24 protein-coding genes and 1 pseudogene are annotated in these 25,912 nt (G+C 41.0%); 6 read left to right on the top strand and 19 right to left on the bottom strand.

Features of this window, described 5'->3' with window-relative positions; translation table 11 throughout:
- Positions 1-96: 96 nt before the first annotated feature.
- From V2H77_RS15125 to V2H77_RS15110, 4 genes and pseudogenes are all read right to left on the bottom strand, one after another.
- Positions 97-291 (bottom strand): annotated as a pseudogene (locus V2H77_RS15125) (N-acetyltransferase); the annotation flags it as partial.
- 310 nt (positions 292-601) lie between these two features.
- Entirely contained in the window at positions 602-1,639 is a 1,038-nt protein-coding gene (gene dusA, locus V2H77_RS15120; RefSeq protein ID WP_049582974.1) for a tRNA dihydrouridine(20/20a) synthase DusA, read from the bottom strand.
- Positions 1,640-1,928: 289 nt separating this feature from the next.
- Positions 1,929-2,213, bottom strand: a complete 285-nt coding sequence (locus V2H77_RS15115) for a helix-turn-helix domain-containing protein (protein ID WP_049582975.1) — start codon at positions 2,211-2,213, stop codon at positions 1,929-1,931.
- Positions 2,210-2,521 carry a type II toxin-antitoxin system RelE/ParE family toxin gene (locus V2H77_RS15110; RefSeq protein WP_049582976.1) on the bottom strand — a complete coding sequence of 104 codons (312 nt, stop codon included), beginning with the start codon at positions 2,519-2,521 and terminating at the stop codon, positions 2,210-2,212. Before V2H77_RS15110 ends, V2H77_RS15115 begins: the two co-directional genes overlap by 4 nt.
- A 186-nt stretch (positions 2,522-2,707) precedes the next feature.
- Between V2H77_RS15110 and V2H77_RS15105 the strand changes: the two genes are divergently transcribed.
- On the top strand, positions 2,708-3,004 hold the full coding sequence (locus V2H77_RS15105) for a type II toxin-antitoxin system RelE/ParE family toxin (RefSeq protein ID WP_049582977.1): 297 nt from the start codon (positions 2,708-2,710) through the stop codon (positions 3,002-3,004).
- 1 nt (position 3,005) lies between these two features.
- Positions 3,006-3,311 (top strand): helix-turn-helix domain-containing protein, encoded by a 306-nt coding sequence (locus V2H77_RS15100; protein WP_341499454.1) that lies wholly within the window; start codon positions 3,006-3,008, stop codon positions 3,309-3,311.
- A gap of 173 nt (positions 3,312-3,484) precedes the next feature.
- On the opposite strand, the gene V2H77_RS15095 is transcribed toward V2H77_RS15100, so the two are convergent.
- From V2H77_RS15095 to V2H77_RS15085, 3 genes are all read right to left on the bottom strand, one after another.
- Positions 3,485-4,063, bottom strand: a complete 579-nt coding sequence (locus V2H77_RS15095; RefSeq protein WP_265379437.1) for a VOC family protein — start codon at positions 4,061-4,063, stop codon at positions 3,485-3,487.
- A gap of 269 nt (positions 4,064-4,332) precedes the next feature.
- Positions 4,333-4,758 (bottom strand): tail fiber assembly protein, encoded by a 426-nt coding sequence (locus V2H77_RS15090; protein WP_341499453.1) that lies wholly within the window; start codon positions 4,756-4,758, stop codon positions 4,333-4,335.
- A gap of 2 nt (positions 4,759-4,760) precedes the next feature.
- Positions 4,761-5,597, bottom strand: coding sequence for a gp53-like domain-containing protein (locus V2H77_RS15085; protein ID WP_341499452.1), 837 nt, complete (start codon positions 5,595-5,597; stop codon positions 4,761-4,763).
- Between the two features lie 498 nt (positions 5,598-6,095).
- Between V2H77_RS15085 and V2H77_RS15080 the strand changes: the two genes are divergently transcribed.
- Complete coding sequence (locus V2H77_RS15080; protein ID WP_265379440.1) at positions 6,096-7,286, top strand: lactate oxidase; 1,191 nt, start codon at positions 6,096-6,098, stop codon at positions 7,284-7,286.
- A 309-nt stretch (positions 7,287-7,595) separates the two neighbouring features.
- Here V2H77_RS15080 and V2H77_RS15075 read toward each other — a convergent pair whose 3' ends face one another.
- The gene (locus V2H77_RS15075) at positions 7,596-8,738 is read right to left on the bottom strand and encodes a DUF1266 domain-containing protein (protein WP_341499489.1); all 1,143 of its coding nucleotides are present in this window, start codon (positions 8,736-8,738) and stop codon (positions 7,596-7,598) included.
- Between the two features lie 219 nt (positions 8,739-8,957).
- On the opposite strand from V2H77_RS15075, the gene zur reads away from it, so the two are divergent.
- A complete protein-coding gene (gene zur / locus V2H77_RS15070; RefSeq protein ID WP_265379441.1) occupies positions 8,958-9,467 on the top strand; it encodes a zinc uptake transcriptional repressor Zur in 510 nt (169 codons plus the stop codon).
- Positions 9,468-9,757: 290 nt separating this feature from the next.
- Here zur and lexA read toward each other — a convergent pair whose 3' ends face one another.
- A complete protein-coding gene (gene lexA, locus V2H77_RS15065) occupies positions 9,758-10,363 on the bottom strand; it encodes a transcriptional repressor LexA (protein ID WP_341499451.1) in 606 nt (201 codons plus the stop codon).
- Between the two features lie 119 nt (positions 10,364-10,482).
- A complete protein-coding gene (locus V2H77_RS15060) occupies positions 10,483-10,854 on the bottom strand; it encodes a diacylglycerol kinase (protein ID WP_341499450.1) in 372 nt (123 codons plus the stop codon).
- 130 nt (positions 10,855-10,984) lie between these two features.
- Here V2H77_RS15060 and plsB point away from each other — a divergent pair, with 130 nt between their 5' ends.
- Positions 10,985-13,444 carry a glycerol-3-phosphate 1-O-acyltransferase PlsB gene (gene plsB / locus V2H77_RS15055; protein ID WP_341499449.1) on the top strand — a complete coding sequence of 820 codons (2,460 nt, stop codon included), beginning with the start codon at positions 10,985-10,987 and terminating at the stop codon, positions 13,442-13,444.
- 49 nt (positions 13,445-13,493) lie between these two features.
- On the opposite strand, the gene ubiA is transcribed toward plsB, so the two are convergent.
- The 3 genes from ubiA to pgi all read right to left on the bottom strand — a co-directional run bounded on the left by ubiA (position 13,494) and on the right by pgi (position 16,722).
- Entirely contained in the window at positions 13,494-14,348 is an 855-nt protein-coding gene (gene ubiA, locus V2H77_RS15050; protein ID WP_341499448.1) for a 4-hydroxybenzoate octaprenyltransferase, read from the bottom strand.
- Between the two features lie 27 nt (positions 14,349-14,375).
- Entirely contained in the window at positions 14,376-14,888 is a 513-nt protein-coding gene (ubiC, locus tag V2H77_RS15045) for a chorismate lyase (RefSeq protein ID WP_341499447.1), read from the bottom strand.
- 187 nt (positions 14,889-15,075) lie between these two features.
- The gene (gene pgi / locus V2H77_RS15040; RefSeq protein ID WP_341499446.1) at positions 15,076-16,722 is read right to left on the bottom strand and encodes a glucose-6-phosphate isomerase; all 1,647 of its coding nucleotides are present in this window, start codon (positions 16,720-16,722) and stop codon (positions 15,076-15,078) included.
- A gap of 299 nt (positions 16,723-17,021) precedes the next feature.
- On the opposite strand from pgi, the gene lysC reads away from it, so the two are divergent.
- Positions 17,022-18,407, top strand: coding sequence for a lysine-sensitive aspartokinase 3 (gene lysC, locus V2H77_RS15035; protein WP_341499445.1), 1,386 nt, complete (start codon positions 17,022-17,024; stop codon positions 18,405-18,407).
- A 74-nt stretch (positions 18,408-18,481) separates the two neighbouring features.
- Here the strand turns inward: lysC and V2H77_RS15030 are convergent, their stop codons facing one another.
- From V2H77_RS15030 to V2H77_RS15005, 6 genes are all read right to left on the bottom strand, one after another.
- On the bottom strand, positions 18,482-19,519 hold the full coding sequence (locus tag V2H77_RS15030) for a DUF2156 domain-containing protein (protein ID WP_341499444.1): 1,038 nt from the start codon (positions 19,517-19,519) through the stop codon (positions 18,482-18,484).
- Positions 19,503-22,070, bottom strand: a complete 2,568-nt coding sequence (locus tag V2H77_RS15025; protein WP_341499443.1) for an aminotransferase class III-fold pyridoxal phosphate-dependent enzyme — start codon at positions 22,068-22,070, stop codon at positions 19,503-19,505. The genes V2H77_RS15030 and V2H77_RS15025 overlap by 17 nt, the downstream gene beginning before the upstream one ends.
- Before the next feature lie 89 nt (positions 22,071-22,159).
- The gene (locus V2H77_RS15020) at positions 22,160-23,206 is read right to left on the bottom strand and encodes an acyl-CoA dehydrogenase (protein WP_341499442.1); all 1,047 of its coding nucleotides are present in this window, start codon (positions 23,204-23,206) and stop codon (positions 22,160-22,162) included.
- Positions 23,207-23,256: 50 nt separating this feature from the next.
- Entirely contained in the window at positions 23,257-24,153 is an 897-nt protein-coding gene (locus V2H77_RS15015; RefSeq protein ID WP_341499441.1) for a hypothetical protein, read from the bottom strand.
- Positions 24,154-24,329: 176 nt separating this feature from the next.
- The gene (locus tag V2H77_RS15010; protein WP_265379457.1) at positions 24,330-24,713 is read right to left on the bottom strand and encodes a hypothetical protein; all 384 of its coding nucleotides are present in this window, start codon (positions 24,711-24,713) and stop codon (positions 24,330-24,332) included.
- Complete coding sequence (locus tag V2H77_RS15005; RefSeq protein WP_341499440.1) at positions 24,706-25,542, bottom strand: alpha/beta fold hydrolase; 837 nt, start codon at positions 25,540-25,542, stop codon at positions 24,706-24,708. The genes V2H77_RS15010 and V2H77_RS15005 overlap by 8 nt, the downstream gene beginning before the upstream one ends.
- Between the last annotated feature and the right edge of the window lie 370 nt (positions 25,543-25,912).

Here is a 25,912-nt window from a genome sequence, read left to right as displayed (position 1 = left end):
GCAAGGGAGCGAATCCCCGGGAGCATAGATAACTATGCGACCGGGGTGAGTGAGTGCAGCCAACAAAGAGGCAACTTGAAAGATAACGGGTATATATCGCGCAGGTCCTTGTCCATCAGACGTTCTATATATAACAATGATATCCCCTCTCTTCATATGAAGGACGTATTTCATTGCACATATATATATTTTATGAATACTATTAGTGTGTGAAACATCCTGAATAATATCAGGTGACTCAGTAAAAAGCCGAGAGTCAGGAAAAAGGCGTGTATGAAATTCTGGATATAATGTTCGAGCTTTCGGTGTTGAATAATACCTAACAAACTAGTTGCTATGTATTTACTATCATCAAGAATCACATAGACTGGGATATTATTGCCAAAAGCAGTTACCCAAGCATCTAATATGACAGAATTAATTTATTCGAACAGCATCACAATATTTCGCAAAAATATATGGATATCTGTTTTTGTCTGATAATAGGAAGATAACCAAGAAAAATAGATAAAAGCACAGCAAAAGATCACGCAATATCCATAAATATTTTAGTGCTTAAGTCTCATATAGGCTGTGCTTTCAAAGGTAAAACGAGCGGATATTACATCCGCTCAGTCACCATAGCTAACGCCTGTTCCACAACAGAAATATCAGCACCCGATTTGTGTGCATTCTCGCTAAGATGACGACGCCACTGACGCGCCCCCGGAATCCCCTGAAAAATACCTAAAATATGGCGGGTAATATGACCCAGATATGTTCCTTTTGATAGTTCTTGCTCTATATAAGGATAAAGCGCTTTGACCACGGCAACGGTATCAACCACCGGCATTGAAGCATCAAATAATTCATGATCAACCTGTGCCAGAATAGACGGGTTTTGATAAGCCTCACGCCCAATCATAATTCCATCTACATGTTGTAGATGCTGTTTCGCTTCTTCCAACGATTTAACACCGCCATTAATAGCAATCGTCAATTGAGGGAAATCTTTTTTCAATTGATAAACTCGTGGGTAATCCAGCGGTGGAATCTCACGGTTTTCTTTTGGACTTAAACCAGAAAGCCACGCTTTACGAGCATGAATGGTAAATATATTGCAACCACTACGTCGCACAACGGTATCAATAAAATCACACAGGAATTGGTAACTGTCTTGTTCATCAATACCGATACGGGTTTTAACTGTCACCGGCACATTAACCACATCCTGCATGGCTTTGACGCAATCAGCGACCAGTTCCGCTTCTCCCATCAAGCAAGCGCCAAAACGACCATTTTGTACCCGGTCAGAAGGACAACCGACATTTAGGTTAATTTCATCATAGCCCCGCTCCTGAGCAATCTTCGCACAATGCGCCAACGCTTGCGGATCACTGCCGCCCAGTTGTAATGCTATCGGATGTTCTTCTTCGCTATATGCCAGATAATCGCCTTTACCATGAATAATCGCCCCGGTTGTCACCATTTCGGTATATAACAGCGTTTGCTGACTTAATAAACGATGGAAATAACGGCAGTGACGATCTGTCCAATCGAGCATCGGGGCGACGGAGAAACGGTTAAGGCTATATTTAACCGTTTCTTTATCTTTTTCATTGAATTTAAAAGTTTTTTCAATTTCTTTACTTTGGTGCATCGCTATACTTTTTAGATTATTTTGACATTCTCAGTACCCCATAAATAGGGGAGCTAACGCGGAGAATAATATTAAATTATGGCCTACTATAGCATAGAGAAACGTCTCCGTACTGATGGCGCTATCAGGTATCGTTGACAATTGACATAAAGAAATATTGCAGGTGATTTAATGTAGAACCGTACAGGTTGCTATCAGGAATATTTTGGGGAAAGCGCGGAGTACGTTTACTACTTTAATATAATTATTTCGGCTTTAAAGGATAAACGGGACCAAAGTCCCATTCCTTTTACTGATATTGAACGTTGAAGTTAATAACCGCGCCACACGCTGCTGCATAACGTTCCAAAGTCTTCATACTTGCGCCAAGAGGATTTTTTTCAAGCCTATTGATACCTGATGGTTTGATACCAATTTTCTCTGCCAGCTCAGTCTTTGACATGCCAGAACGTTCACGCATCTCAAATAATATCTGTATCAGTTCCAACTCCTTGTCGGCTTCCTTATACGCAGCGATAGACTCCGCGTCATTCAACATCAACTCCTTCAATTCGTTCAGTGATACTGGTTTCATTTGAACTCCTTAAGCCTCATATGGGCTGTCTTGATGGCTGCTGCCGGGGTTTTCTCAGTCTTCTTCACGAATGCATGTAGCAGATAGATCTTCTGACCTCTCGCAAACGCATACAGTGACCGGGCAATGTCTTTATCTCCTACCCTTAGTTCAAATATACCACCGCCGATAACTCGGCTATGTGGCATCCTGAGAGCATTGCCTTCAATTGCCAGACGTTCTATTAACCTAAACATCCTACCACGTATCTGAGATGGCAATGTGGCAAGTTCAGTAGCAGCGGCTTCATGAGTAAGTATAGTATACATTTATTTTCCTCCATTAAGGAAATTATATTATAAAAGAAATAATATTTAAAAAATAAAAATTACTCTAAAAGAGAAATAAAAGAGTGGGGGGGCGTATAGACAACAGAATTACTGCCTGTTCCAATAAAACAACAGACTAAAGGAATATAATCATGACCATACAGACAGCAAAAACCAAGCTGATGACTGACACCTGATGTTCAGGACATTTTCGGTTATGCCCTACATGTTGCACAGACTGGGGGAAAACATTCTCAGGCCAAGCCATTGAAAGGATTTGGTGGGGCTGGTGTACTAGAAGTCGTAGAAGACTACATTGGCGACACTTACCGGGAGGTATATACCGTTAAATTTGGAACTGCTATCTATGTTCTACATGTATTTCAGAAAAAATCATCGACAGAGATAGCAACACCTAAGCCAGATATGGATAAAATTCGCGAACGATTGAAAATCGCAGAAGACCATGCCAGAGGAAGATAATATGAACCACAATATCGAAGTCAGTAGCGGTAACATTTATATCGATCTCGGTATGGAAGATGCCGAAGAAATGCAAGTCAAAGCACAACTTGCTACTACTATCGGCAATATCATTAAAAGCCGTCGCCTAACACAAGAAAAAGCCGCTCAATTGTTAGGCATGACTCAACCCCGCTTATCTAACATGCTACGTGGGCAATTCCGAGGTATCAGCGAGGCAAAAATGTTAGATTGCCTGAATCGACTAGGGCGTGACGTTCAGATTGTGATCGGGAAACCACGCCGGACACCCGGTAGCCAGCCTTAAAGTCGTTTTTTCTTAATACAACTTTCACAATAGCCCAATCTTCTGGGCTATTTTTTTATCTGCTGTAAAAAACTTGAACCTAAATCCTATCAACAGCTTTGGCTAGCGCAAAACTGTGAAACCTCTATTCTGGATTCTGGCCAGTAGATCGGCAAATAATTATTAAGTACTACCTAATCAGTGCCAATATCATCATGCCCTTCTTCAAATTCCCATTGAATATTATATTTGTCTATAAAATAAAAATATCTGATCTTACCTATAATCTCACACGTTTCTTGTTTTAAAACAGCGTTTTTTTCATCCTCTTCGTTAAAGAAGATAAATTCATCACGGGTGATTTCATCTATTTTGTATGGCTTATATAATGGCGATGAATTTATTAATCTGACATCAGGCGAGTTTTTTATATGCTCAAATACACTATCTATATTTTTTACTCTAAGACAAATATGCCCAATACCTCCAATATCATTAACTTCTTTTATTTCAATCCTTTTTGTTCCAGTTGGATTATGATATTCCATTAATTCAATAAAAACCCCAGCACCAGGAATTTCCAGAAATGCTATTGATACATCTACCTGTTCAGGGTTATCAATAAAACCTGCTGATTTTGCAAAACCCTTATTTTTGAAATGAGGAAAGAATTGCCTAGGTATTGCCCCAAATAGATTTTTATAAAAATCTATTGCCGCCATCATATCATCTACAACAATATTAATATGACCTAATCCTTTAAAGTCTATCATTATCTTTCTCCATTAATTTATATAGAGTATAATTCCACACGAAATAAAAATAATTAAATAAAATTATCAATCACATCCGCTAAAGTCAAGTTATAAATCATATAATAATAACTTAATCAATTGAGAAATAATCACTATAAAAATAAAAAACAATGAAAAAATTAGTTTACAGTAGATAATCAACAATTAAGATTTAAGTTTAAAGCCTGATATTTCCCCAAAAATCAAACAGATCAATTTTTGGGGTGAATTAAAGAAGTTGCGTCTATTTATCTCTCTGGTTTTTCAGGCCAATCAATATCCATTGCCTGTGAAACATCTATCCGATTAAGTTTTACCCTGTATTCTTTCCATGCCAATAAAGCCATTTTCTCTTCCTCAATCGCAATACCTAAATCAACAGCATCTTGCAGTGGTGCAATTTGATTTGTTGCCTCAGCAATGAGTTGTTGTTTTTGGAATTCAGCATATTGCCGTAATGCATCTTCCGTTGGCGGGGGAATATCTGCCCACTCCGGCAAACCTTTTTTATTGGCTACACGATGTTTTCCTTCTGGCGCATGATTAGCAGCATATTCCTGATAAATATCATTACCGACTTCTATAATATCATCCGGCAATGAACCAGCAGTAATATAATTTTGTTTCAATTCTACCGGGTAGAAAGCATTCGTTTTTGCACTGTAATAATACATAATTAATATCCTATCGCTATCCAAAAGAATGGGCTATCCCATTTGGCATTTACCCAAGAATTTAATAAATCGAAAGATGAATGATCAATTACATTTACATAGCCAACAGATGCCCCCATAAAACCCATTTTACTTTGAATAGAATTAATATTGACGGCATAATGGGTATTGGAAAAACTAATCGGCAATTGAATACGCTCTATACGGCCAGCATCAATGACCTTAGTACGCCCCCATTGGTAGATAACGCCGGTATCTCCACATTTCCACCAACCATTAATCGCTTTACTGGCAGAATTCTTATTACCTTTAGCATTAACTTGGTTATCTACTTCTTCTTTTGTGTATACCCCAATATCCACGGCATCCAGATCAATATTCTCAGATAATTCCTTACCATTCACTTGCCGGATGTTGGGCACTCTGCCATTAATATTCTCATTTAACGAAGTTATTATTTCCTGGACAAGCTTTTGCGTAACTGCCAGCGTATTGCTATCGCCAAGTACATCTGTAAGTTGAATAACACCTTTTTGTGTTAATGAAGCACTTGGAATTTCTATTAAAGCTTTTTTCTCTAAAGCGGTATTTAATTGGGTAGTGAGCTTGTCTATATCGCCATCATCCAAAACATCATCACTACATTGTGTAGCGATAAAATTAGCTACCACCGATGATATAGTTGACGACTGACGCAGGACCTTATTTAATAAATCAATGGAAATAACATTGGGAGAAATTCCCATATTCAATTCCTGACTTTCTTCATATTCTTCCTGAGAAACAATATTAGCATCCGGGCTAATAGAAAAGGCTTTAAAATCATTCTTATTACTCATGAGTTCTCCTTAAAGAAAAAACTTATGCTTTCATTAAATAAGACTTTGAGTTAATGAAAATTAAAATATCCACCTGATCATCGCATATAATTTTAGATCGCATTTCAATAATAGCCTTTTTCTGATAAGGAATGATGAAATATTTTTATAACTTAGTAAAATTAACTATTTTTTTATAATTGATGCAGATAATAATTCAATATTTTAAACCAAATTTATAGCCAATTTTCTCATTTACATTCAACATCCAAAGCCCCTCTGTTTGAACTGTTCCCCAAAAACTCAGGTAAGCAAATAAAATAAGCTAACATACTTTAATCTGAATTTTGTGATGTTCCTCTCACAACAAAGAATCGCCAGTTCCAATAGGCTTTGCCAGCTTATAAAAACATTCTTAAAGATTTATTAGCTTGAATTATCCAGAATAGGTCTATTCTTAATATGTGGACAAGTTCTATTGTCAATACTTATTAAACCTACTAAGTAAGGGAAAATTATATGCCATCAAGAAGAGACGTCATAGTTGGAGGATTAAGTCTTGCTGCTGCCGGTACGCTATCCGCTGTATCCTCAGCCAACGCCGCAACTGCTAACATAAAACTGACAGGAGCCTACAAAACAAATAGTGCAGAAAAATCCCTTGATATTATTAATCTTTACGACCTGGAAAAAGAAGCACGTAAATTGATTCCTGCCCCCCAATTCGGCTATATCAGCGGCGGCTCAGGCGATGAATGGACTTTACGTGAAAACACCAGAGCGTTTGACGATTTCCAAATTATTCCTCGCTATCTCGCAGGAGTAAAAGAGCCTGACACAACAACTGAATTGCTCGGCAGTAAAGTAGATATGCCTATTTTCATTCCCCCGATGGCAGCACATGGGCTATCTCATACCACTGCTGAATTGGGAACAGCAAGAGGCGCTGCCGCTGCCGGCACACTGTTTACCGCACAAACTCTAGCTAATTCACCTCTTGAAGAGATAGCAAAAGTGAGTAATGGACCTAAATGGTTCCAAATTTATTTTACCAAGGATATGGGCATTAACCGCGAAATGATACGCCGAGCCAAAGCGATGGGAGCAACCGCAATCGTCTTTACGGTCGATTTAGAGTGGAGTGGTAATAGAGAAACCGATAAACGTAATAAATTTGTTTTCCCACATTCATTACCATTTCCTAATATTCCAGGCGTTCCCGCAGGAGCAAGCTTATCAGAGATTACAGCGCTATTTAAACGGGATCTTGATTTTAATGACCTTGAGTTCCTCGCCAAAGAATCAGGTCTTCCAATCATCGTAAAAGGTATTCAATCCGCCGAAAATGCTAAAGAATGTGTTGAACACGGCGCCGCAGCGATTCAAGTTTCAAATCACGGCGGCCGTCAATTAGATACTGTACCGGCAGCAATCGCTTCATTACCGCACATTGTTGAAGCTGTTGGATCTAAAATTCCAGTCTATCTGGATGGAGGCATCCGCCGCGGTACCCATGTGTTTAAAGCGCTCGCATTAGGCGCCAAAGCTGTCGCTATCGGTAGGCCCATTTTGTATGCGCTGGCATTGGGCGGAGCGCCAGGCGTAACTTCCATTTTAAACCTACTAAAGGATGAGTTGAAACTTAGCATGAAGCTGGCAGGATGTGCGGCCATTAAAGATATAGAGAGAAAATTTATTAGTTTGATTTAACCCATTAACTAATAAAGTAAATATTGGCCCCGTTTCATTTGAAACAGGTGATTTCAGGAAACGGGGTAAATTATGTTACTTTTTAATAAATCCGAATATTGAAAGCAGAAACTTGTGGTAGAGATTTACAAACTCCAATAGACCATCTTCAATGGGGAATGAATTTCGTAGTGACAGACAATATCAGCAAACAAGTCGAACTTTACATTCAAGTTGAAACCACAAAAAAATAATTAAGCCACTATTTTCTATATTAATTACTTATTTCCCCTTGAAATGTTCTTCAAGGGGAAACATTTCATGTAAATATTAATGAAGTATACGAGACGCTGACAGCTCAGTAATATCAAATTCATAACTTTGTTGTTCTTCCATGTTACTACGTACAACATCTTCTACTAATGCAGAAAAACCTGTCATCATCTGCCTTTCCATAATAACGCCTTTTGGTTCAGGCCACGGTAAACTAGCAATTGGCCAGTCACAATGTGACTTATAATAATTAAATTGTTCCAGCCGTTCTTTAGATCGGTTAAAATCATTACTCCAATAAGCATTTCCTAGCCGAAAATTTGTATAAAATTCATCAAAATTACCGAAGATTTCATAAACATAATCCGCAGTTTTCAGCATATTTTTCCATGCCATTTCTTCACTAATATAACCAGCACAAAAACAGTTACGACTTAAAACAATTGCAAGCCACAAATCAAACCCCCACACTAATGCAGGAGGGCGTCTATTAATAGGTTTGGAGCATTTATAAATATAGTCAGGCGTTACTTCAACTAATTTAGCAAGTACTTTAAACATTTTCCCATCACTAAGAGCAACATCAATAGCAAAATGTTTTGAATGTACCCCCTCCCACAAACCCGTTAGCATTTTCATATACCCGTCTTCATCAATAATTCCCCAGTCGCTATATAATTGGGATTGATGTTCCTGGGTCAGAGATAATGGGAGCAGGCAGTAACGATAGTTATCATGGGCAACTCGTGACTGTAAAGGATAATGCTCTAGAGTTTCACTCCAAAAACCTAGCCAATAGTCACTAACAATATTTAACCGTAATGCCTGGCGCTTCTCTTCTGGTAAAAGAGATAAACCTGCTTGTTGATAATAACGCCGTTGCTCCCATTCAGGACGCTTAACAATGCGATAAATAATAACAGAGAGTAACATTACACCCAATAATGCTACACCTCCTACTTGTGCCAGAAGTAAATAGTCGGTATCAGGGACAGATACATTACCTATTATAAATAAAACAATTGCTACAGATAATACAATACCCATACATACCGCAATTACAAATAAAATATTAATCAACGCATATAATGCTCTTAGAAAAGGTAACTTTCTTTTTTCACAGATAATATGCTTCATTACCTGATAGCCTTTGACAGGGAACTGTCTATAATGAGGCTGATTTTGTAAAAGCTCTTTCATCACAAATGCTTCCTTTCCGAAAATTATCTGTCATATACGATAATTCTTGTCTGTATTATCATAAACTTCAAGAAAACATTATTTTTTCTATTGAGTACCAATTTAACCAAATTAACTCCATCAGGGGACAATCACAATGAACTTTACTGGATAATATTTTCTATTGAAGAAACATGATAACATCACAATATTATTATCGTACTGGTTGTAAGGGGCGCAATGAAATTGATTAATCAAAAAAAGTTACTGGAACAGGCCGAAGTTATTTGCCAGGCTCGTGGAGTTCGCTTTACTCCGCAGCGGCTTGAGGTTTTGCGTCTAATTTCAGCGCAGCCAGGGGCAATCAGTGCTTATGATTTACTGGATTTGCTACGGGAAGCAGAACCGCAGGCCAAACCACCTACCGTATACCGGGCACTGGAATTTCTGTTGGAACAGGGGTTTATTCATAAAATAGAATCCACCAACAGTTATGTCCTATGTCACCATATTGAACAACCAAGTCACACCTCCGCGATGTTTATTTGTGACCGTTGTGGTTCTGTTACAGAACGAGATGGCGGAACCGTTGAATCCGCCATCCAACAGTTAGCAAAAACAGCCGGGTTCAGTTTACGCCATACCGTCATCGAGGCGCATGGCTTATGCTCACCCTGTGAAGAGATCGAATCCTGTACTAAACGAGGTGAATGCCAGCATGACCACAGCATTGAAGTAAAAAAGAAGTAGATAGTCAGTAAATACTTACCTTTGGTACAGAGCCAGACTGAAATAAACAACCGCAGAATCACGTTTAAGATAATCATAATCACAACGATAAATTCAATATACCCGTTATCTTTCAAGTTGCTTCTTTGTTGGCTGCACTCACTCACCCCGGTCACATAGTTAGCTATGCTCCCGGGGATTCGCTCCCTTGCCGTCGCGATGCATCTTGAAATCCATTGGGTATAACATGATTCTGCCGGAATATTGCAATTCTTTAATAATCTCAAAAACAACAATTTGATATTTTATTATCAAGACCAGTTGCCGTTACGAATCACCCCAACCGCCAATCCTTCAATTGTCAAACTCTGTTCACGCAAATCCACCACAATTGGCTTAAATTCGGGGTTTTCTGCCAACAATTCAACTCTATTTCCAGTCTGTTTAAAACGTTTTACCGTCACTTCATCTTCAATGCGGGCAACAATAATCTGCCCATTATGCACATCTTGGGTTTTATGCACGGCCAACAGATCGCCATCCATAATCCCAACGTCTTTCATAGACATGCCGCTGACCCGCAACAGGAAATCCGCACTTGGCTTAAACAGTGCAGGATCAACCTGATAATGACTTTCGATATGCTCCTGTGCCAACAGTGGTTCACCTGCGGCTACACGGCCAATTAACGGTAAACCAGATTCTTCAAACAATAAACGGATACCTCTAGATGCCCCTGCGACAATCTCTATCACCCCTTTACGAGCCAATGCTTTCAAATGCTCTTCAGCCGCGTTAGGTGAACGAAAGCCAAGACGTGCTGCAATTTCAGCACGCGTTGGCGGCATCCCCGTTTGCGAAATATGGTCACGCACCAAGTCATAAACTTGCTGCTGCCTTGCGGTAAGTGCTTTCATTTCGTCCCCTGTTTGTTTATACAGTCAATATGTGAGTATATACAGCTAAATAACGATTGGGAACCTGCCAGGGTAGAAAATTAGCCAATTATAATATAATACCTAACTATTAAACTAAATCAGGCCATAAAATAGCGCCAAAGGATGGTCCCCCAGACAATTAATGACAGAATCATCGTTAGAAAGACAGCCGCCGATCCCATATCTTTCGCGCGGCCGGACAGTTCATGGAACTCACTGCCAATACGGTCAACCACTGCTTCAATAGCACTATTCAGGATTTCCACAATCAGCACCAGCATCACTGAACCAATCAGTAAAACGCGTTCGATTGCGTCGATATCCAGATAAAATGCAACCATCATAGCCAACATCGCTAAAACTATTTCCTGACGGAAAGCTGCTTCATTTTTCCATGCTGCCCTAATGCCCTTCACCGAATATACGATTGCTTTAATGATACGGGTCAAGCCCTTGGATTGATTCGCCATAAATTATTCACACCAAATATGAGGTTATTTGACACTTTCCCCTTTTATTATTGTCTTAACACAACAGATCTCAACCCCTGTTTCTGGTATGCTGGCAACGTGTTGCTAACTAAGAGGCTTCAAGATATTTATGTCAAGTTGGCGTAAAATATATTATAAATTATTGAATTTACCACTAAAAATACTGGTAAAGAGCAAACTTATCCCCACAGATCCTATTACTGAATTGCGGCTCGATACGACACGCCCGATTCTATACGTGCTGCCGTATCACTCCAAAGCAGATTTACTGGCATTACGTCAGCAATGTCTTGAGCAGGATCTACCGGACCCGTTAAATTCACTGGAGATCGGTGACACTGAACTTCCCAGCTATGTATTTATCGATAATGGCCCACGTGTATTCCGCTATTGTGCGCCAAAGCAGGAATCGGTAAAAATTTTCCATGCTTATCTGGATCTACATCGCAATAATCCAAATTTGGATATTCAAATGCTGCCGGTTTCTGTCATGTTCGGTCGTTCCCCCGGACGCGAAGGGCAGAGCGCTCCATATTTGCGGCTACTCAATGGTATCCAAAAATTCTTTGCCATTCTCTGGCTAGGCCGAGATAGTTTTGTGCGCTTTTCAAACACAGTATCTCTACGCTATATGGCAACTGAGCATGGCACTGACAAGACTATTGCCCACAAGCTGGCTCGTGTGGCGCGAATGCACTACTCGCGCCAACGCCTGGCAGCCGTTGGGCCGCGCCTGCCGGTTCGTCAGGAGCTGTTCAACAAGTTACTGGCATCGAAAGCGATGGAAAAAGCGGTCTCTGATGAGGCCCGCACCAAGAAAATCTCACATGAGAAAGCCCGGCAGAATGCCATTAACATGATGGAAGAGATTGCTGCGAATTTCTCTTATGAAACGGTACGGCTGTCAGGCCGTGTACTAGGCTGGACCTGGAACCGCTTGTATCAAGGGATCAATGTTCACAATGCTGAACGTATCCGCCGTCTGGCGCAGGATGGCCATGAACTGGTTTATGCGCCCTGCCACCGTAGCCACATGGATTATTTGCTGCTCTCCTACGTGCTCTATCATCAAGGCTTGGTACCGCCCCATATCGCCGCTGGCATCAACCTGAATTTTTGGCCGGCAGGGCCAATATTCCGCCGCCTTGGCGCATTTTTCATCCGCCGCACGTTCAAGGGTAATAAACTCTACGCCACGATATTCCGGGAATATCTAGGTGAGTTGTTTGCCCGAGGTTATTCTGTTGAGTACTTTATGGAAGGTGGTCGCTCCAGGACAGGTCGTTTACTCGATCCCAAAACGGGTACGCTGTCCATGACGTTACAGGCGCTGTTGAGAGGCGAATCACGTCCAATTACCATTATTCCAATTTATATCGGCTACGAACATGTGATGGAAGTTGCCACCTATGCCAAAGAGCTGCGTGGCGCAACCAAAGAGAAAGAGGGCCTTTTCCAGATGATACGCGGTTTGCGTAAACTTCGTAATCTGGGGCAAGGCTACGTTAACTTTGGCGAACCCATCCCGTTGATCCAATACCTTAACAATCATGTTCCTAGCTGGCGCGATTCTATTGATCCAATAGAATTCCATCGCCCCGAATGGTTCAATCCGACAGTCAGTCAACTGTCTGAAAAAGTTATGGTAAACATCAACAATACTGCGGCGGCTAACGCGATCAACTTGTGTTCAACTGCCCTGCTTTCGTCGCGTCAGCGGGCACTAACTCGTGAGCAACTGCTTGAGCAACTGGATTGTTATATACAGCTCATGCACAATGCGCCCTACGCTGCCGATGTTACTGTACCAAAGAAAACCGCAGAGGAGTTGTTAGAACACGCTCTGCAAATGGATAAGTTCGAAGTAGACAAAGACAGCATGGGTGACATTATCATTCTGCCACGTGAACGTGCAGTTCTGATGACCTACTACCGCAACAATATTCAACATCTATTAGTATTGCCATCACTGATTGCCTGCATCGTTATTCATCATCGCCGCATCAGCCGCGAAGCGTTATTAAACCAAGTCGCCATCATTTATCCACTTCTTAAAGCCGAACTGTTTATGCGTTATAGCAAAACAGAGCTGCCAGAAGTGGTTAATACGCTGATCAACGAACTGACCCGCCAGTGCCTTATCTGCAACAAGGAGCATGGCATGCTGGTGCTTAATCCAGCACGTATCCGCCCCCTGCAATTGCTGGCAGCCGGCATCCGTGAAACACTGCAACGTTATGCCATCACCCTCTCTTTACTGAACGCCAACCCAGTAATCAGCCGGGGAGTGCTGGAAAAAGAGAGTCGGATGTTAGCGCAACGTCTGTCGGTATTGCATGGCATCAACGCGCCTGAATTCTTTGATAAGGCAGTATTTACTACGTCGGTAAATACACTGCGTGAAGAAGGTTATATCAGTGACAGTGGTAATGCGATTACAGCAAATACTCAGGAGCTGTATCAGGTATTAGGTGAATTGATGTCACCTGAGATTCGTCTTACTATCGAGAGTGTCAGTTTGCCGCCAGAGCATAACGATACCGAAGAGAGTAGTACCAAGGAAAGATAATCTTCTTAAATACTGGTGATAATGGTTATTCACATTATCACCAGATATTTCAGACATAGCTGAAAAAGATGCCAAGGAATAGCACCAGACCAACGTAATTATTATTGAGGAATGCCTGGAAACAAAGTTCTCTTTCCCGACTGGCAATCAGTTTCTGCTGATAAATAAATAACGTGCCCGCAAGCAACAGCGACCAATAGTAGATACCGCCCAGATTTATCATATAACCCACCAGCACCAGCACCAGTAACATAGCGAGTTGCAATAATCCTATAATCAATTTATCGAAACGACCAAACAGGATAGCGGTGGACTTAACGCCAATTTTTAAATCATCATTTCGATCAACCATCGCATACTGCGTATCGTAAATAACCGACCAGAAGATATTAGCCAAGAATAACAGCCAACACTCTAGTGGTAAGGATTCACTAACCGCAGCAAATCCCATAGGAATAGCCCAACCGTAAGCTGCCCCCAGTACAAACTGAGGAAGATGACTAAACCGTTTAACAAAGGGGTAAAGCCAAGCCAGAGCCAAGCCAACGACTGACAACCCGATCGCCATTTTATTCAGGGTTAAAACCAGTCCGAAAGAAATCAGCGCCAATACGACAAACAGGATCTTGCTCTCTTTCTCACTAATAGCGCCGCTCGGCAGGGGACGTGTTTTTGTACGTTCAACACAACCATCAAATTTTCTGTCAGCAAAATCATTGATTGCACATCCTGCTGCACGCATCAGAAACACACCCGCAGTAAAGACTAATAATATGTGCATATTCGGAATGCCTTTACCGGCCATCCATAAAGCCCAGAAAGTCGGCCACAACAACAATAATGCACCTATAGGTTTATTAATACGCACTAAACGGCAATAGGCCAGCCATTTACTTTGCGCCATACTTCCCGCCACTTCTGTTTCCCCCTTTTAAATTTTACTTTTGTATACAGGTGACTCAGGTAAAAAGACTTCCGTCAACAATAACGGTTTGCCTGATAACCTCAGCAATGATCGTCTCGCCCAACGGTTCCCCTGCTGCCCCACATGAATATAGTCGCGCGTTAATTTATTACCACTAAAAAGATAGCGCCCCAGTGGGACTGTTCCTAAATCAACCAAACTTTCATCAGGGCCGGTCAATGTTGATTCAGGGATTAACGTCCGCCCCAATAGCCAGGGAATATTATCACCGCACAGTACGATCTCACGCAGCCAATATCTTTGGCTAGTTAGCAAATGCTCACTTTCGTCAGAAAGTTGTTCTGCGGTAATAAAACATTCTCTGAATGGTATGATACGAACACAATTGCAGTATTGCTCAAAACGGCGGGTCATAGAGCCTAATTCCATCAACCAATCTGAAATCTCATCAGGTAGAGTAAGTGAATCCACCGAAAGCCAATGAATTGGCGCCGTTGTTAATATTGAGTCAGCTAACATGTGATTTTCCATTAGACAAATTTCTTCTATCCGAGGGCACAATTAATAGCCACCGAGCATACCACGTTATAGGTAGGAAGAATAAAAAGTTATAACGGATTCTATAAATAACGTTTACCAAATATGAGCGAACCATGATAAACATAATTCGCTCATATCAATTAAATGTCCAATTCAGAATAAGCGATTAACGCCATGCTTTAAAACGGTTAATCAACCCATTTGTCGAACTATCGTGGCTGACAACCCTATTATCACCCTTAAGTTCTGGCAAAATACGGTTAGCCAATTGCTTACCTAATTCAACTCCCCATTGATCAAAAGTAAAGATGTTGAGAATCGCCCCTTGCACAAATATTTTATGTTCATACATGGCAATCAACGCCCCCAAGCTAAATGGGGTAATTTCACGTAACAGAATAGAATTAGTCGGGCGATTTCCTTCAAACACTTTAAATGGCGCAACATGTTCAACTTCAACCGCAGTTTTACCGCTGACGATAAATTCAGCATCCACCTGCTCACGGGATTTACCAAAGGCTAATGCTTCTGTCTGGGCAAAGAAATTGGATAATAATTTGTTGTGATGGTCACTCAATGGATTATGGCTGATGGCTGGCGCAATAAAATCACAGGGGATCAATTTAGTTCCCTGATGAATAAGCTGATAAAACGCATGCTGACCATTGGTTCCAGGTTCTCCCCAGATAATTGGGCCAGTTTGGTAATCTACTGGATGACCATTGCGATCAATATATTTACCATTGGATTCCATATTGCCTTGCTGAAAATAGGCAGCAAAGCGATGCATGTACTGATCGTATGGCAGAATCGCTTCAGTTTCTGCGCCAAAGAAATTGTTGTACCAAATACCAATTAACGCCAGCAATACAGGAATATTCTGCTCAAATGGAGTATTGGCAACATGCTGATCCATTGCATGCGCCCCACTGAGCAATTGTTCAAAATTTTCAAACCCAACAGAGAGCGCAATAGACAAACCAATTGCTGACCACAACGAATAACGGCCGCCAACCCAATCCCAAAACTCAAACATATTTTGGGTATCGATACCAAATTGCTTAACTTCCTGTTCATTGGTGGAAAGCGCCGCAAAATGCTTTGCAATATGCCCTTCATCACCCGCGCTTTCTAGGAACCAGTCACGAGCAGAATGAGCATTAGTCATCGTTTCCTGGGTAGTGAACGTTTTGGAAGCAATGAGAAACAGCGTCGTTTCCGGGTTAAGTGCTTTCAAGGTTTCCGCAATATGGGTTCCATCAACATTAGAAACAAAATGCATATTCAGGTGATTCTTATAAGGTTTCAGCGCTTCCGTCACCATATAAGGGCCAAGATCTGAACCACCGATACCGATATTCACAACATCAGTCATCACCTTACCGGTATAACCTTTCCACTCGCCATTAATCACGCGTTCACTGAAATCTTTCATTTTTGCCAACACAGCGTTGACCTGCGGCATAACATCTTCCCCGTCAACCCTAATTGGGGCGTTGCTGCGATTACGTAGAGCAATATGCAGGACAGCACGATTTTCAGTACAGTTAATTTTCTCACCCGAAAACATACTGCGAATAGCCCCGGCAACATCCGTCTCTTTAGCAAGTGCCTGTAACTTTTCTAATGTCTCAGTTGTAATGCGATTTTTTGAAAAATCCACCAAAATCTGGTCATCGAATGTCGCGGAGAACTTAGCAAAACGATTTGGCTCCTGTTCAAACAACTCACGTATGTGAATATCCTTTATCTGCGCAAAATGCCGTTCTAACGCTTTCCAAGCTGAGGTTTGACTAGGATTGATATTTTTCATAGCTATGCTCTCTATCAACTGACTGTAATTAATTGGGAGTAAAGAAAGATTGTAACCTGTAATTCTATGATTCAAGCCTCTTTTCCTTTAATCGCTGATATTGGTCAAAACGATTAGGTTTTTCTAGTTCTATTTGCTGAGGTGTATAAAAAATAATTGCCTCTCTCTACTATCCTCAATTTTTTTTATGATTCTTATGGCGTCATGAAAGATATTGATGCAGCTCTTCACTCCGTTGACTCAAACCGGTTAACCCGATATTTCTAAAAAGACTATCCAGTTAACAGAAGGTTATCGCAATGAGTGCTGTTTCATTCCAATGCCCAGAAATTGGCGGGCATGTAGTCGCAAAATTTGGTGGTACCAGCGTGGCAAATTTCGATGCCATGAATAACAGTGCAGATATCGTACTGGCAAATAAAGCAGTACGTGTGGTTGTACTGTCTGCTTCTGCCGGTATAACCAACTTATTAGTTGCATTAGCGGAAGGTTGCGATGCAGATAAGCGGGCTGACTACTTGAAACAGATCCACACCATTCAATACGCAATTATTGATCGCTTGCATGAATCCGATACGATTCGTCAAGAGATTAATCGTCTACTGGAAAACATTAAAACCCTTGCTGAAACCGCATCTCTGGCAACCTCTGCGGCTCTGACAGATGAATTAGTCAGCCACGGTGAACTGATGTCCACACGATTATTTACCGAATTGCTTCGCCAGCGCGGTAAAGATGCCGAATGGTTCGATATACGTAAAGTGATGTATACCGACGATCATTTTGGTCGTGCAGAACCAAATCGTGAACAACTTCAATCGTTGGCGACAGAACATCTCTTACCACAGCTGAAAAATACCTTGGTCGTCACCCAAGGTTTTATTGGTCGTGAAGAGCGCGGTCGCACCACTACACTGGGGCGTGGCGGCAGCGATTATACAGCTGCACTCTTGGGAGAAGCCCTTGGCCTAAAACGCGTTGATATCTGGACAGATGTCCCGGGCATTTACACCACTGACCCGCGAGTCGTTCCAGCCGCCCAACGAATCGATAAGATTGCCTTTGATGAAGCGGCGGAGATGGCAACATTTGGCGCCAAAATCCTACATCCAGCAACGCTGTTTCCCGCTATTCGCTGTGGCATTCCAGTATTTGTCGGTTCTAGTAAAAACCCACAGGCTGGCGGTACGCTGGTCTGTGATACCACAGAAGCCGCACCACAGTTCCGCGCTATCACCCTGCGACAGAAACAGACGTTGCTGACACTACATAGCCTGAAAATGCTGCACGCACAGGGATTTTTGGCTGAAATATTTACCATTCTGTCACGTCATAATATCTCAGTAGATTTGATCACCACTTCTGAAGTCAATGTGGCATTAACACTCGACACCACTGGCTCTACTAGCACAAATGGCAGCCTGCTGACCAATGCGCTTATGACGGAGCTTTCGACGCTATGCCGGGTTGAAGTGGAAGAAAATCTGGCGCTGGTGGCAATTATTGGTAATCAGCTTTCTCAAACCAGTGGATTAGGAAAAAAGGTTTTTAGTGTGCTGGAAAGATTCAATCTCCGTATGATCAGTCATGGCGCTAGCAGCCATAACTTGTGCTTACTTGTTCAAGGCAAAGACGCAGAACAAATTGTTCAAACGCTTCATCAGCGTTTGTTTGAGTCAATATAGTTTTTCAGGTATTTAATATCCCGCCCAGTCTTTTGACTAAGCGGGATATGACAATAAATCCATCATTTTATAACTTAAATACTATTAGTCGTTCGCAATGTTGACCATAATGCTTTCATCGCCTTTCCTTTAGGGAAAGCAATATATTCCGGTTCAATTAACGACGGCCGCCAGCTCATTTTATATTGACGTTGCGAAGCAGCAGGATAAACAATGCCGCCTTTTGATGACAACCATTTGGCAACTTTATAAAAGATTGTCGAGTCATTAATGTATCCCTCCTCGCCGAACTCCACCAAAGGGGTGAAGCCCAAATGAAGGTAGGAAACTACGCCCTCTTTCAGGAAGTCATTAATCGCCGTTTCATTAATAAACTGCATAGTGCCGTCGGGTATATCCGGTTTTTTTCGGGATAGATTATGAAACCATCCCGATGTCTCCCCCCAAGTGTAGCTATAAACAATATATGCCTGAATTTGTTCTCCCTGAGTTGCAATATATACTCTATGCTCGCCTGAATTCACTTCCACAGTGTTGAAATCAATCACCAATTTTTTCAGGGCTTTCGCATGTTTTTCTTTCAACCAAAGCTGATTAATATATTCTAGTTGTGGTTTAAATCGATAATATTCCTCTTGCGAGCAGATCTCTCGAACAGAAATCCCCGCTCTTCTGGATTTACTGATTTTATTTCTAAGCTGTTGAAACCGTTTGCCTTTCATGTCATATCCATCAAGGCTCAATGAATAACTCGCGCCAAGCTGGTTCACAGAAAAGCCATTATTTTTCAACAATACAAAATCGCTCTTATCACCGTGCAGAAAAACCGGGAAAGCCCGCTTTTCTCTGGTGAAGTTGAGAAAAGAGTGTAAAAGTGCGGCTCGTTCTTCGCCAGGAGCTAAAATACCACCTACACACATATGCAGATTTTTGTCCTGAAAGAAACCAATAGCCCCCTTTTGGTTAGTAAACCAATATGTTTCACTATTGAACAACAGGCTACTCAACGGGTGCTTTGCATAACAAAGCACTTTTCTAAGATGACTGTTGCCAAGAACATCCTGAGCGTTCCCGGTGGCAATAATCTGGGGAGCATCAAGCAACATGCTCATAACGCTCACCTTGATTATTTCGGGAATATTGGACAGGGATAAACCCATGCTTTCTCGCAATATCCCGAATGGCCAATGCATCATTGTAATCAATGGCTCTACCGATGCTTTGATGAACATTCACCCCTTCAAGCGCCACAGCAATAGTTTCTGACAAACAAGCAAGATTTACCCCCTCAGGTATATCGATCAAGTTGCAATCGCTATAGATCACTTTCTCAGGCTGATAGACCAATCCCCCCTCGTAAATGTGATGATTGCCATCACGAATGAAATCGAATGGTCTGGCCGCATCAAAAACGATGGCGGAATCTTTCAAGTAATGGGTATTCAAGAAAGGTTTACCTTCACTCGTTGCCGAGACGATAAAATCAGCCTGATTCAAAGAGTGTTCATAACTCTCTATCGCTTCCAAACCAAAGGTACCAACGACTTCAAGCACTTGCTGATGTAATACTTGTGCATCTGTCACACCCGGATTTTGTTTAACAAGCCATTTTCTCATCTTATCCATGACCGAATCCGGCTGAATGACATCATTAGTTCTTAATACTGAGGAAAGAAGCGCCTTAGTCAGTTCAGAGAGTAATATGCGCGCTTTATTAGGGCGGCTCACCAAGATAATCCGGCCAAAATTGTGAGCCAAACCAATGACTGAAAGCCTGCCTACCGAGCCTCTGGCGCCCACTACCGCCAATGTTTGCCGGGATGCGCTTTCCGTCAACATTGAGCGTATTCCTTCAACCACCGCCACCGCTGTCAGCGAGTTGCCATTAGTTATTATCCGGCCCTGCCGATTATTCACCAGGCTAGTACCGCCGTTAGTAATAACCGAGGTATAAGCGCCTAAACCGACAATTTCAGCGCCATTTTTCTCTGCCATATCAAGATATTCCTTCATCAATACCGCCCGTTCTTTTGCCGACAATGCCATCATATCTTCAGGATTAATAGGTGAGAAAAGGAGCATACCATTAGCATATGCCGTTGAACTTTCGACACCAAACTCAACAGCGATATCAGGATTAAAATCAATCGAGGCAACCTGCATGATCCAACTCCCAAGCCGTTTCTGCTGTTCCTGCGTGTAATTCTCTTTTATCGACAGACAATAAGAGTGAGAAAACTCACTAACCGAAGTGGTATGAATTAAGAAAGCGAATTTCTTACCCTCAATCAACCCAGGAATAGGCGCTTTAATCTGAGCAATGTTTTTGTTCCCCGATATTGGATAACTCACCGAAGCAGGCGGGAGATCTGCAACAGGTATGTCTATCAAGTGTGAAAAAAGAATGTCATATCGTCCATTCTCAACCAGTTGACATACTTCATCAAAAGCCGTGAAAAACGTTTTAATATCTTCTTTGGAAACGTTAAGCGGCGGCTCAAAACGTACAGAACAGGGACGAGACATTAACGGCATGGTGAAAAGACCATAATGTTTTAATAAGAAACTACAAATAATATAAGCCAGACCACCACTTTTTTGACTGAAATTGATAAATATGTTGTCAACCGCTTTGCTGTCCTGTATTTCAAGACCACGCATCAACCCAGCCCCTTGCCAGTAAAAATGCTCTGGGTACTTAGCAGATAATTGCTCAAGACATTCATCAACATAACGGCTGACTTCTTGAATATGAGTTAACGCTTTACCGTCATCTTTAGTCAGATGCTCAATAACAGCAATCCCCATCGTTGCGGCCAGAACGTTATTAGCAAAAGTGGAGCTATGCTTCCTATCAAACTCGGATAAATAAAGCTCATCTGAATACAACATCGCGCCAATCGGCGAGATACCTGCCCCTAACGCCTTGGAAAACAGAATCACATCCGGTTTCAAAGCGTAGAGCGTAGCTGCACAGAATGCCCCAAGCCTACCGATACCCGTCTGAACTTCATCAAATACTGACAATGTGCCATTTTGTTTACACATCACCAAAATATTAGACAATGTATCCGGTGGAATGACTTTCATTCCACCTTCTCCTTGCACCGGTTCAACGATAAATGCGGCAAATTCCCGGCTCTCCAGCTTTCTTTTTATTTCATCCAAATCTTCACTATCAACCTGCTCATATAATTTATCATCGTAAATGAAATCGGCTTTAAACCGATTTGATCCTGTAGCGGATAATGCCGAATAGGTTTTACCGTGAAAACTGCGATGTAAGCTCAGAATACGCTTTCTGCCAGTAAACAAACGGGTAAATTTAATCGCAGCTTCTACCGTTTCAGCGCCACTGTTAGTAAACGTACAGTGGGTATATTTTTCCTTATCTACTTGCTCTGCAAGCATTTCAGCTAATAGCCGTACCTTTTTGTGAATATTAGGTTGAAAGAAGATAGGTTCTTTATTTTCAGTGAATCTATTAATTTCAGCGATAGCGAAATCAGGATTATGCCCAAATGGTAGTGCGCCATATTGAGCCAAAAAATCCTTAACAACCTGGCCGTCCGATAATATAAGCCGGTTATCTTGAGCAGACTTAATATCCAGTTCAAGACCCACGGAGTTTAATAAATTCTCACGATATTGATTAACAAACATAGTTTTCTCTCTTTTTTTAGGTGTACACAGTCATGCTGTAAACAGCATGGAAAAATCCTTGAGTTATAAATAGGTGATTCTAAAAGTAATTAAGCTTGTTGCATGATCTGGTTAATCATTTGGAATTCTCCTATCGGATGAAATTTGAATAACTGTACTGCCAAATAGAAATTCATTATTTCTGGTGTTGTCATTACCTTAATCCCACCGCAACATCGGAATATGAAACTGGCAGTTTCCTCAAGGATCTTTTCCAAGGTATAACGTAACGCGAGAATCTTATGGACGGCATTTTCATCCTGGCTAGCATAAAAGGCAATAATCAACATCTGACCAAGAATAACATTAATCTTATAATCAGCTTGAGTCAGGGTATATTTAATTGGCTGCTGTTCCACGACCTTTTCAGGAATAAAACGAGTAAGCCCATCAAGAACTCCAGAATAAGTATTTGCAGCAAAATAATTAAATAGTGATAAGCCGCAGGAAAGCACCATCTGTTGTTCAATCCCCTTATAATGAGAAAGTCGTTTAGACGACACTTCAGCATCCAAGAATTTGATTTCTTGATTATCACTTTCAGTCAAAATTCCCAATTTCCAAAAAGGAATAACCTTAAGATTCTGCGCCGATTTAGAAATCAGCACGACTCTCATTTCATTGTCATGATCGGTATCGCAGACTGATAACACATAATAGTCAGCAATCGAAGAGAGAGAACAAGGCTTCTTCGAACCATTAACAAACAGCTTTCCCTCTTTTGAATGCATCTTAAGTGATGGTGTAAAAATATTCGTTCCAGGTAGACCCTCTGCAAAAGCAGAAGCAACCAACGCTTTTGATGCCATAACTTCATTCAATAATACGTCGCTGTCTTCGAATATGTCAGAGAATTTACTGCAAGCCAATACAATATGATTATGCATTGTTAAGGCAATACCAACTGCGGGAAGCCACGCCGAAGCTTCACGGATAGTATTACCCACTTGATGAAGCCCCTCTATACTGGATTGCGCCGCCAAACGTAGGCATTGTGAAGCGGCCTCAGAACTCAACAACAATCTTTTCAATCTATCTGGTGTCAAATGTTGGTATTTCCCACTATTCTTCCTGAGTTCTTCAACAATATTTGTCATTTTTAATTCTCCTTAGCCTACTCAAACAACCGACTGAATAAGGCCAATATCTACACTAAACCCATATACTTAAGACGTGACTGCTGCATCTGTTCAACTAAAGAATGGGACAGCTCAAGGCGAGACTCCACCGTAGAATCGGACAACAACATCCCAGGCGCTAATTCATAACCTTCAATAAAGCGTAAGTGGTGCTGCATACCCCGTTGATAGAACATTTCACGCTCCACAAACAAGTCATCAACGGATACCTGATTCCATAACGCCAATCCTTCTTCTATACACTCAAGAGCTGACTGCTTTAGAGAGCTATCATTTTCGAGCGCCATCTTGACGATATTTGCGCACACCGTCAGATGTCTTAATTCATCCGCATTGGCTCTGGCTTGTGTCTCGGCGGCGACAACATCAAAAGGGCGCCACTTGATTTCGCTGAGCTCTGACGTTGGTGCAAGCACGCCTTCCAAAACGACAGTAATGATTAGCACGCCGGCAATATAATCATTTTTCAACACGACCCATTTGTCGAAATAAGTTCTCAATGTCTCCAACATATTGGTCATTTTGCCTCGTAAGAGGCTTTCCATTTTTCCGGCCACATTGTCGATATCCGCAAAGCCTATTCTGACCAGATGTTCTCTGAATAATTTGGCATGCCTACCTTCATCAAATATCTGAGTCAACATATAATCGAAATTGATATTGTCAGGCGACTTATCTGCAAGTAGCAATAACGCTTTCGTTGCTTCATATTCAGAAATCGATTTAAAAGAAAGTTCCCTAATCAGAGATTCCCGTAAATCACCCGGCAAATAGGTTAATTTAGGATCATTGGCATAATGGGTTATTTTTCTTTGCTCAACATTTATCTGTTCAGAAAACCATTCATCCAAGCCCCAATCCTTTGCCTGCATTTCTATTTCCGATGCCTGTTTAATTAAATCCATAGTATTCATTCCTCATTAAATAAGTTATCTATACCCGTTATCTTTCAAGTTGCCTCTTTGTTGGCTGCGCTCACTCACCCCGGTCACATAGTTCTCTATGCTCCCGGGGATTCTCTCCCTTGCCGTCGCGATGCATCTTGAAATCCATAGGGTATATCTCTCAATCATGACCCACTTTAATGAACCGTGGGCTGCTTAAATACACTAATAGATAACTTAGGAAAATTTCCCAGTACACCTCGATCTAGACAGATATGGACAAATAGTGCAATAACACTGTAATTGTCCTTAAAGAACCAGATCCAGAGCAAACTAATCACACTAAGTGTGAATAAATTGTGGCAAATATTATAAATGGTATAAAAGGCTTGAGGAGGAATTTCTTTTTTATTCAGCAAACTCCAGATCCGCCCTGGGTAATAACCAATAATATCAATCAGAAAAAACAACAAAATAAATTGCCACCAATTTATATAATTTTCAAGCTGCCAGGTCAGAAATAAACTGATAAAAAACAATCCTAGAAATTCCCAACGCAGAATTTTCAATGTATTAATCATCGCTATTCTCCATTATTTCTCTTTTCATGATTGCAATAATATCTCCTGGCTGTTTAATCCAGGCGCTATGAGGATTACCTTTGAAAGATAAAGTTATTTCCCTAACTTCTGCGTTAGGTATAAGACTTGCTAATACTTGAGTGGACTTCAACGGAGCCCAATTATCTCCTTTAAGACAGATATAAACAGCCTTGGATAAATGCTTATTCTCCTTCCCCTTATAAGCACGGACATGATAATAATTTCCCGTACAAGCCGTTCTGGACCAGTCCCGCATTAACCCCTTAGCTTCTCTTATGCCAAAACCAATCTTTTTCCCAGGGAGATAACCATATAACGCAGTCAAAATGTTAAAAATAATCGCTGCCGTTATTATCTGCACCCTCCCCATTCCCTGCCAATTCTTATACCATACGTTCCCGGTTGCCACACAAAACAGAGAAAATGGCCGGTCAGTTGAGCAGGCAAAGAGCGTTGCAATATGCCCCCCAAGACTGTGACCAAAGACAATAGGAATTTTATTGTTATTTAATTCAACAGCCTTGTCTAACATTGCCGGCAGATAATCCCGCAACAGATCGGAATAGTTATAGTCATTTTCTCGACTTGGTTTAGGTTGGCTGTCTCCATAGCCTGGCATATCCGCAGTGACAACCTGAAACCCCTCTTTTACCAGTTGTTGTATTAAAGTTTCATATTTCCTGATTTCCACACCAATAGCAGGTAACAATATAATAACTCTGCCATGACTATCTCCCTGATAAACTTTATAATTACAGAGAAAATTGCCAGCCACTTTAAAATAATTACCGTTAATATTATTTTTCATATCTATATGCTCTCAACAACTACATCACGCTCCAGTGACTGGCATTGGCGATAAATTCGCCAAAAAAATTATGTTTTAAATGCGATAGGTGTCAAATAGTTGTCCATCTCGCCGAGCTATTAGTCATTTTCTAATTTGTTATTAACCAATAAAAAAGCCCCTTATACTTTCTTAGTAACAGGCTATAGATAAATCAAGAAACATATATTATTTTATAAATTATTTGCTGGAAAAATTATTTTACACATTAGAAAAATTTAATTTAAATTGTAAATCATATCGTTTAAATATTAACAAATAAGTTATAAATCAATAATAAAAATATCAATTTTAAATATATTGAATTTATATGAAACAATATTGACAAAAA

The organism is Photorhabdus sp. P32 (genome assembly GCF_038085095.1).
Taxonomy (GTDB): Bacteria; Pseudomonadota; Gammaproteobacteria; order Enterobacterales; family Enterobacteriaceae; genus Photorhabdus; species Photorhabdus luminescens.
Note: the sequence above shows the minus strand (reverse complement) of the source record. Positions and strands in the feature narration are given on the sequence as shown.

Excerpts from the sequence above, each read along its gene's own strand:
- dusA (WP_049582974.1), bottom strand. The coding sequence starts at position 1,639 with ATGCACCAAAGTAAAGAAATTGAAAAAACTTTTAAATTCAATGAAAAA.
- V2H77_RS15115 (WP_049582975.1), bottom strand. The coding sequence starts at position 2,213 with ATGAAACCAGTATCACTGAACGAATTGAAGGAGTTGATGTTGAATGAC.
- V2H77_RS15110 (WP_049582976.1), bottom strand. The coding sequence starts at position 2,521 with ATGTATACTATACTTACTCATGAAGCCGCTGCTACTGAACTTGCCACA.
- V2H77_RS15100 (WP_341499454.1), top strand. The coding sequence starts at position 3,006 with ATGAACCACAATATCGAAGTCAGTAGCGGTAACATTTATATCGATCTC.
- V2H77_RS15095 (WP_265379437.1), bottom strand. The coding sequence starts at position 4,063 with ATGATAGACTTTAAAGGATTAGGTCATATTAATATTGTTGTAGATGAT.
- V2H77_RS15090 (WP_341499453.1), bottom strand. The coding sequence starts at position 4,758 with ATGTATTATTACAGTGCAAAAACGAATGCTTTCTACCCGGTAGAATTG.
- V2H77_RS15085 (WP_341499452.1), bottom strand. The coding sequence starts at position 5,597 with ATGAGTAATAAGAATGATTTTAAAGCCTTTTCTATTAGCCCGGATGCT.
- V2H77_RS15080 (WP_265379440.1), top strand. The coding sequence starts at position 6,096 with ATGCCATCAAGAAGAGACGTCATAGTTGGAGGATTAAGTCTTGCTGCT.
- V2H77_RS15075 (WP_341499489.1), bottom strand. The coding sequence starts at position 8,738 with ATGAAAGAGCTTTTACAAAATCAGCCTCATTATAGACAGTTCCCTGTC.
- zur (WP_265379441.1), top strand. The coding sequence starts at position 8,958 with ATGAAATTGATTAATCAAAAAAAGTTACTGGAACAGGCCGAAGTTATT.
- lexA (WP_341499451.1), bottom strand. The coding sequence starts at position 10,363 with ATGAAAGCACTTACCGCAAGGCAGCAGCAAGTTTATGACTTGGTGCGT.
- V2H77_RS15060 (WP_341499450.1), bottom strand. The coding sequence starts at position 10,854 with ATGGCGAATCAATCCAAGGGCTTGACCCGTATCATTAAAGCAATCGTA.
- plsB (WP_341499449.1), top strand. The coding sequence starts at position 10,985 with ATGTCAAGTTGGCGTAAAATATATTATAAATTATTGAATTTACCACTA.
- ubiA (WP_341499448.1), bottom strand. The coding sequence starts at position 14,348 with ATGGCGCAAAGTAAATGGCTGGCCTATTGCCGTTTAGTGCGTATTAAT.
- ubiC (WP_341499447.1), bottom strand. The coding sequence starts at position 14,888 with ATGTTAGCTGACTCAATATTAACAACGGCGCCAATTCATTGGCTTTCG.
- pgi (WP_341499446.1), bottom strand. The coding sequence starts at position 16,722 with ATGAAAAATATCAATCCTAGTCAAACCTCAGCTTGGAAAGCGTTAGAA.
- lysC (WP_341499445.1), top strand. The coding sequence starts at position 17,022 with ATGAGTGCTGTTTCATTCCAATGCCCAGAAATTGGCGGGCATGTAGTC.
- V2H77_RS15030 (WP_341499444.1), bottom strand. The coding sequence starts at position 19,519 with ATGAGCATGTTGCTTGATGCTCCCCAGATTATTGCCACCGGGAACGCT.
- V2H77_RS15025 (WP_341499443.1), bottom strand. The coding sequence starts at position 22,070 with ATGTTTGTTAATCAATATCGTGAGAATTTATTAAACTCCGTGGGTCTT.
- V2H77_RS15020 (WP_341499442.1), bottom strand. The coding sequence starts at position 23,206 with ATGACAAATATTGTTGAAGAACTCAGGAAGAATAGTGGGAAATACCAA.
- V2H77_RS15015 (WP_341499441.1), bottom strand. The coding sequence starts at position 24,153 with ATGGATTTAATTAAACAGGCATCGGAAATAGAAATGCAGGCAAAGGAT.
- V2H77_RS15010 (WP_265379457.1), bottom strand. The coding sequence starts at position 24,713 with ATGATTAATACATTGAAAATTCTGCGTTGGGAATTTCTAGGATTGTTT.
- V2H77_RS15005 (WP_341499440.1), bottom strand. The coding sequence starts at position 25,542 with ATGAAAAATAATATTAACGGTAATTATTTTAAAGTGGCTGGCAATTTT.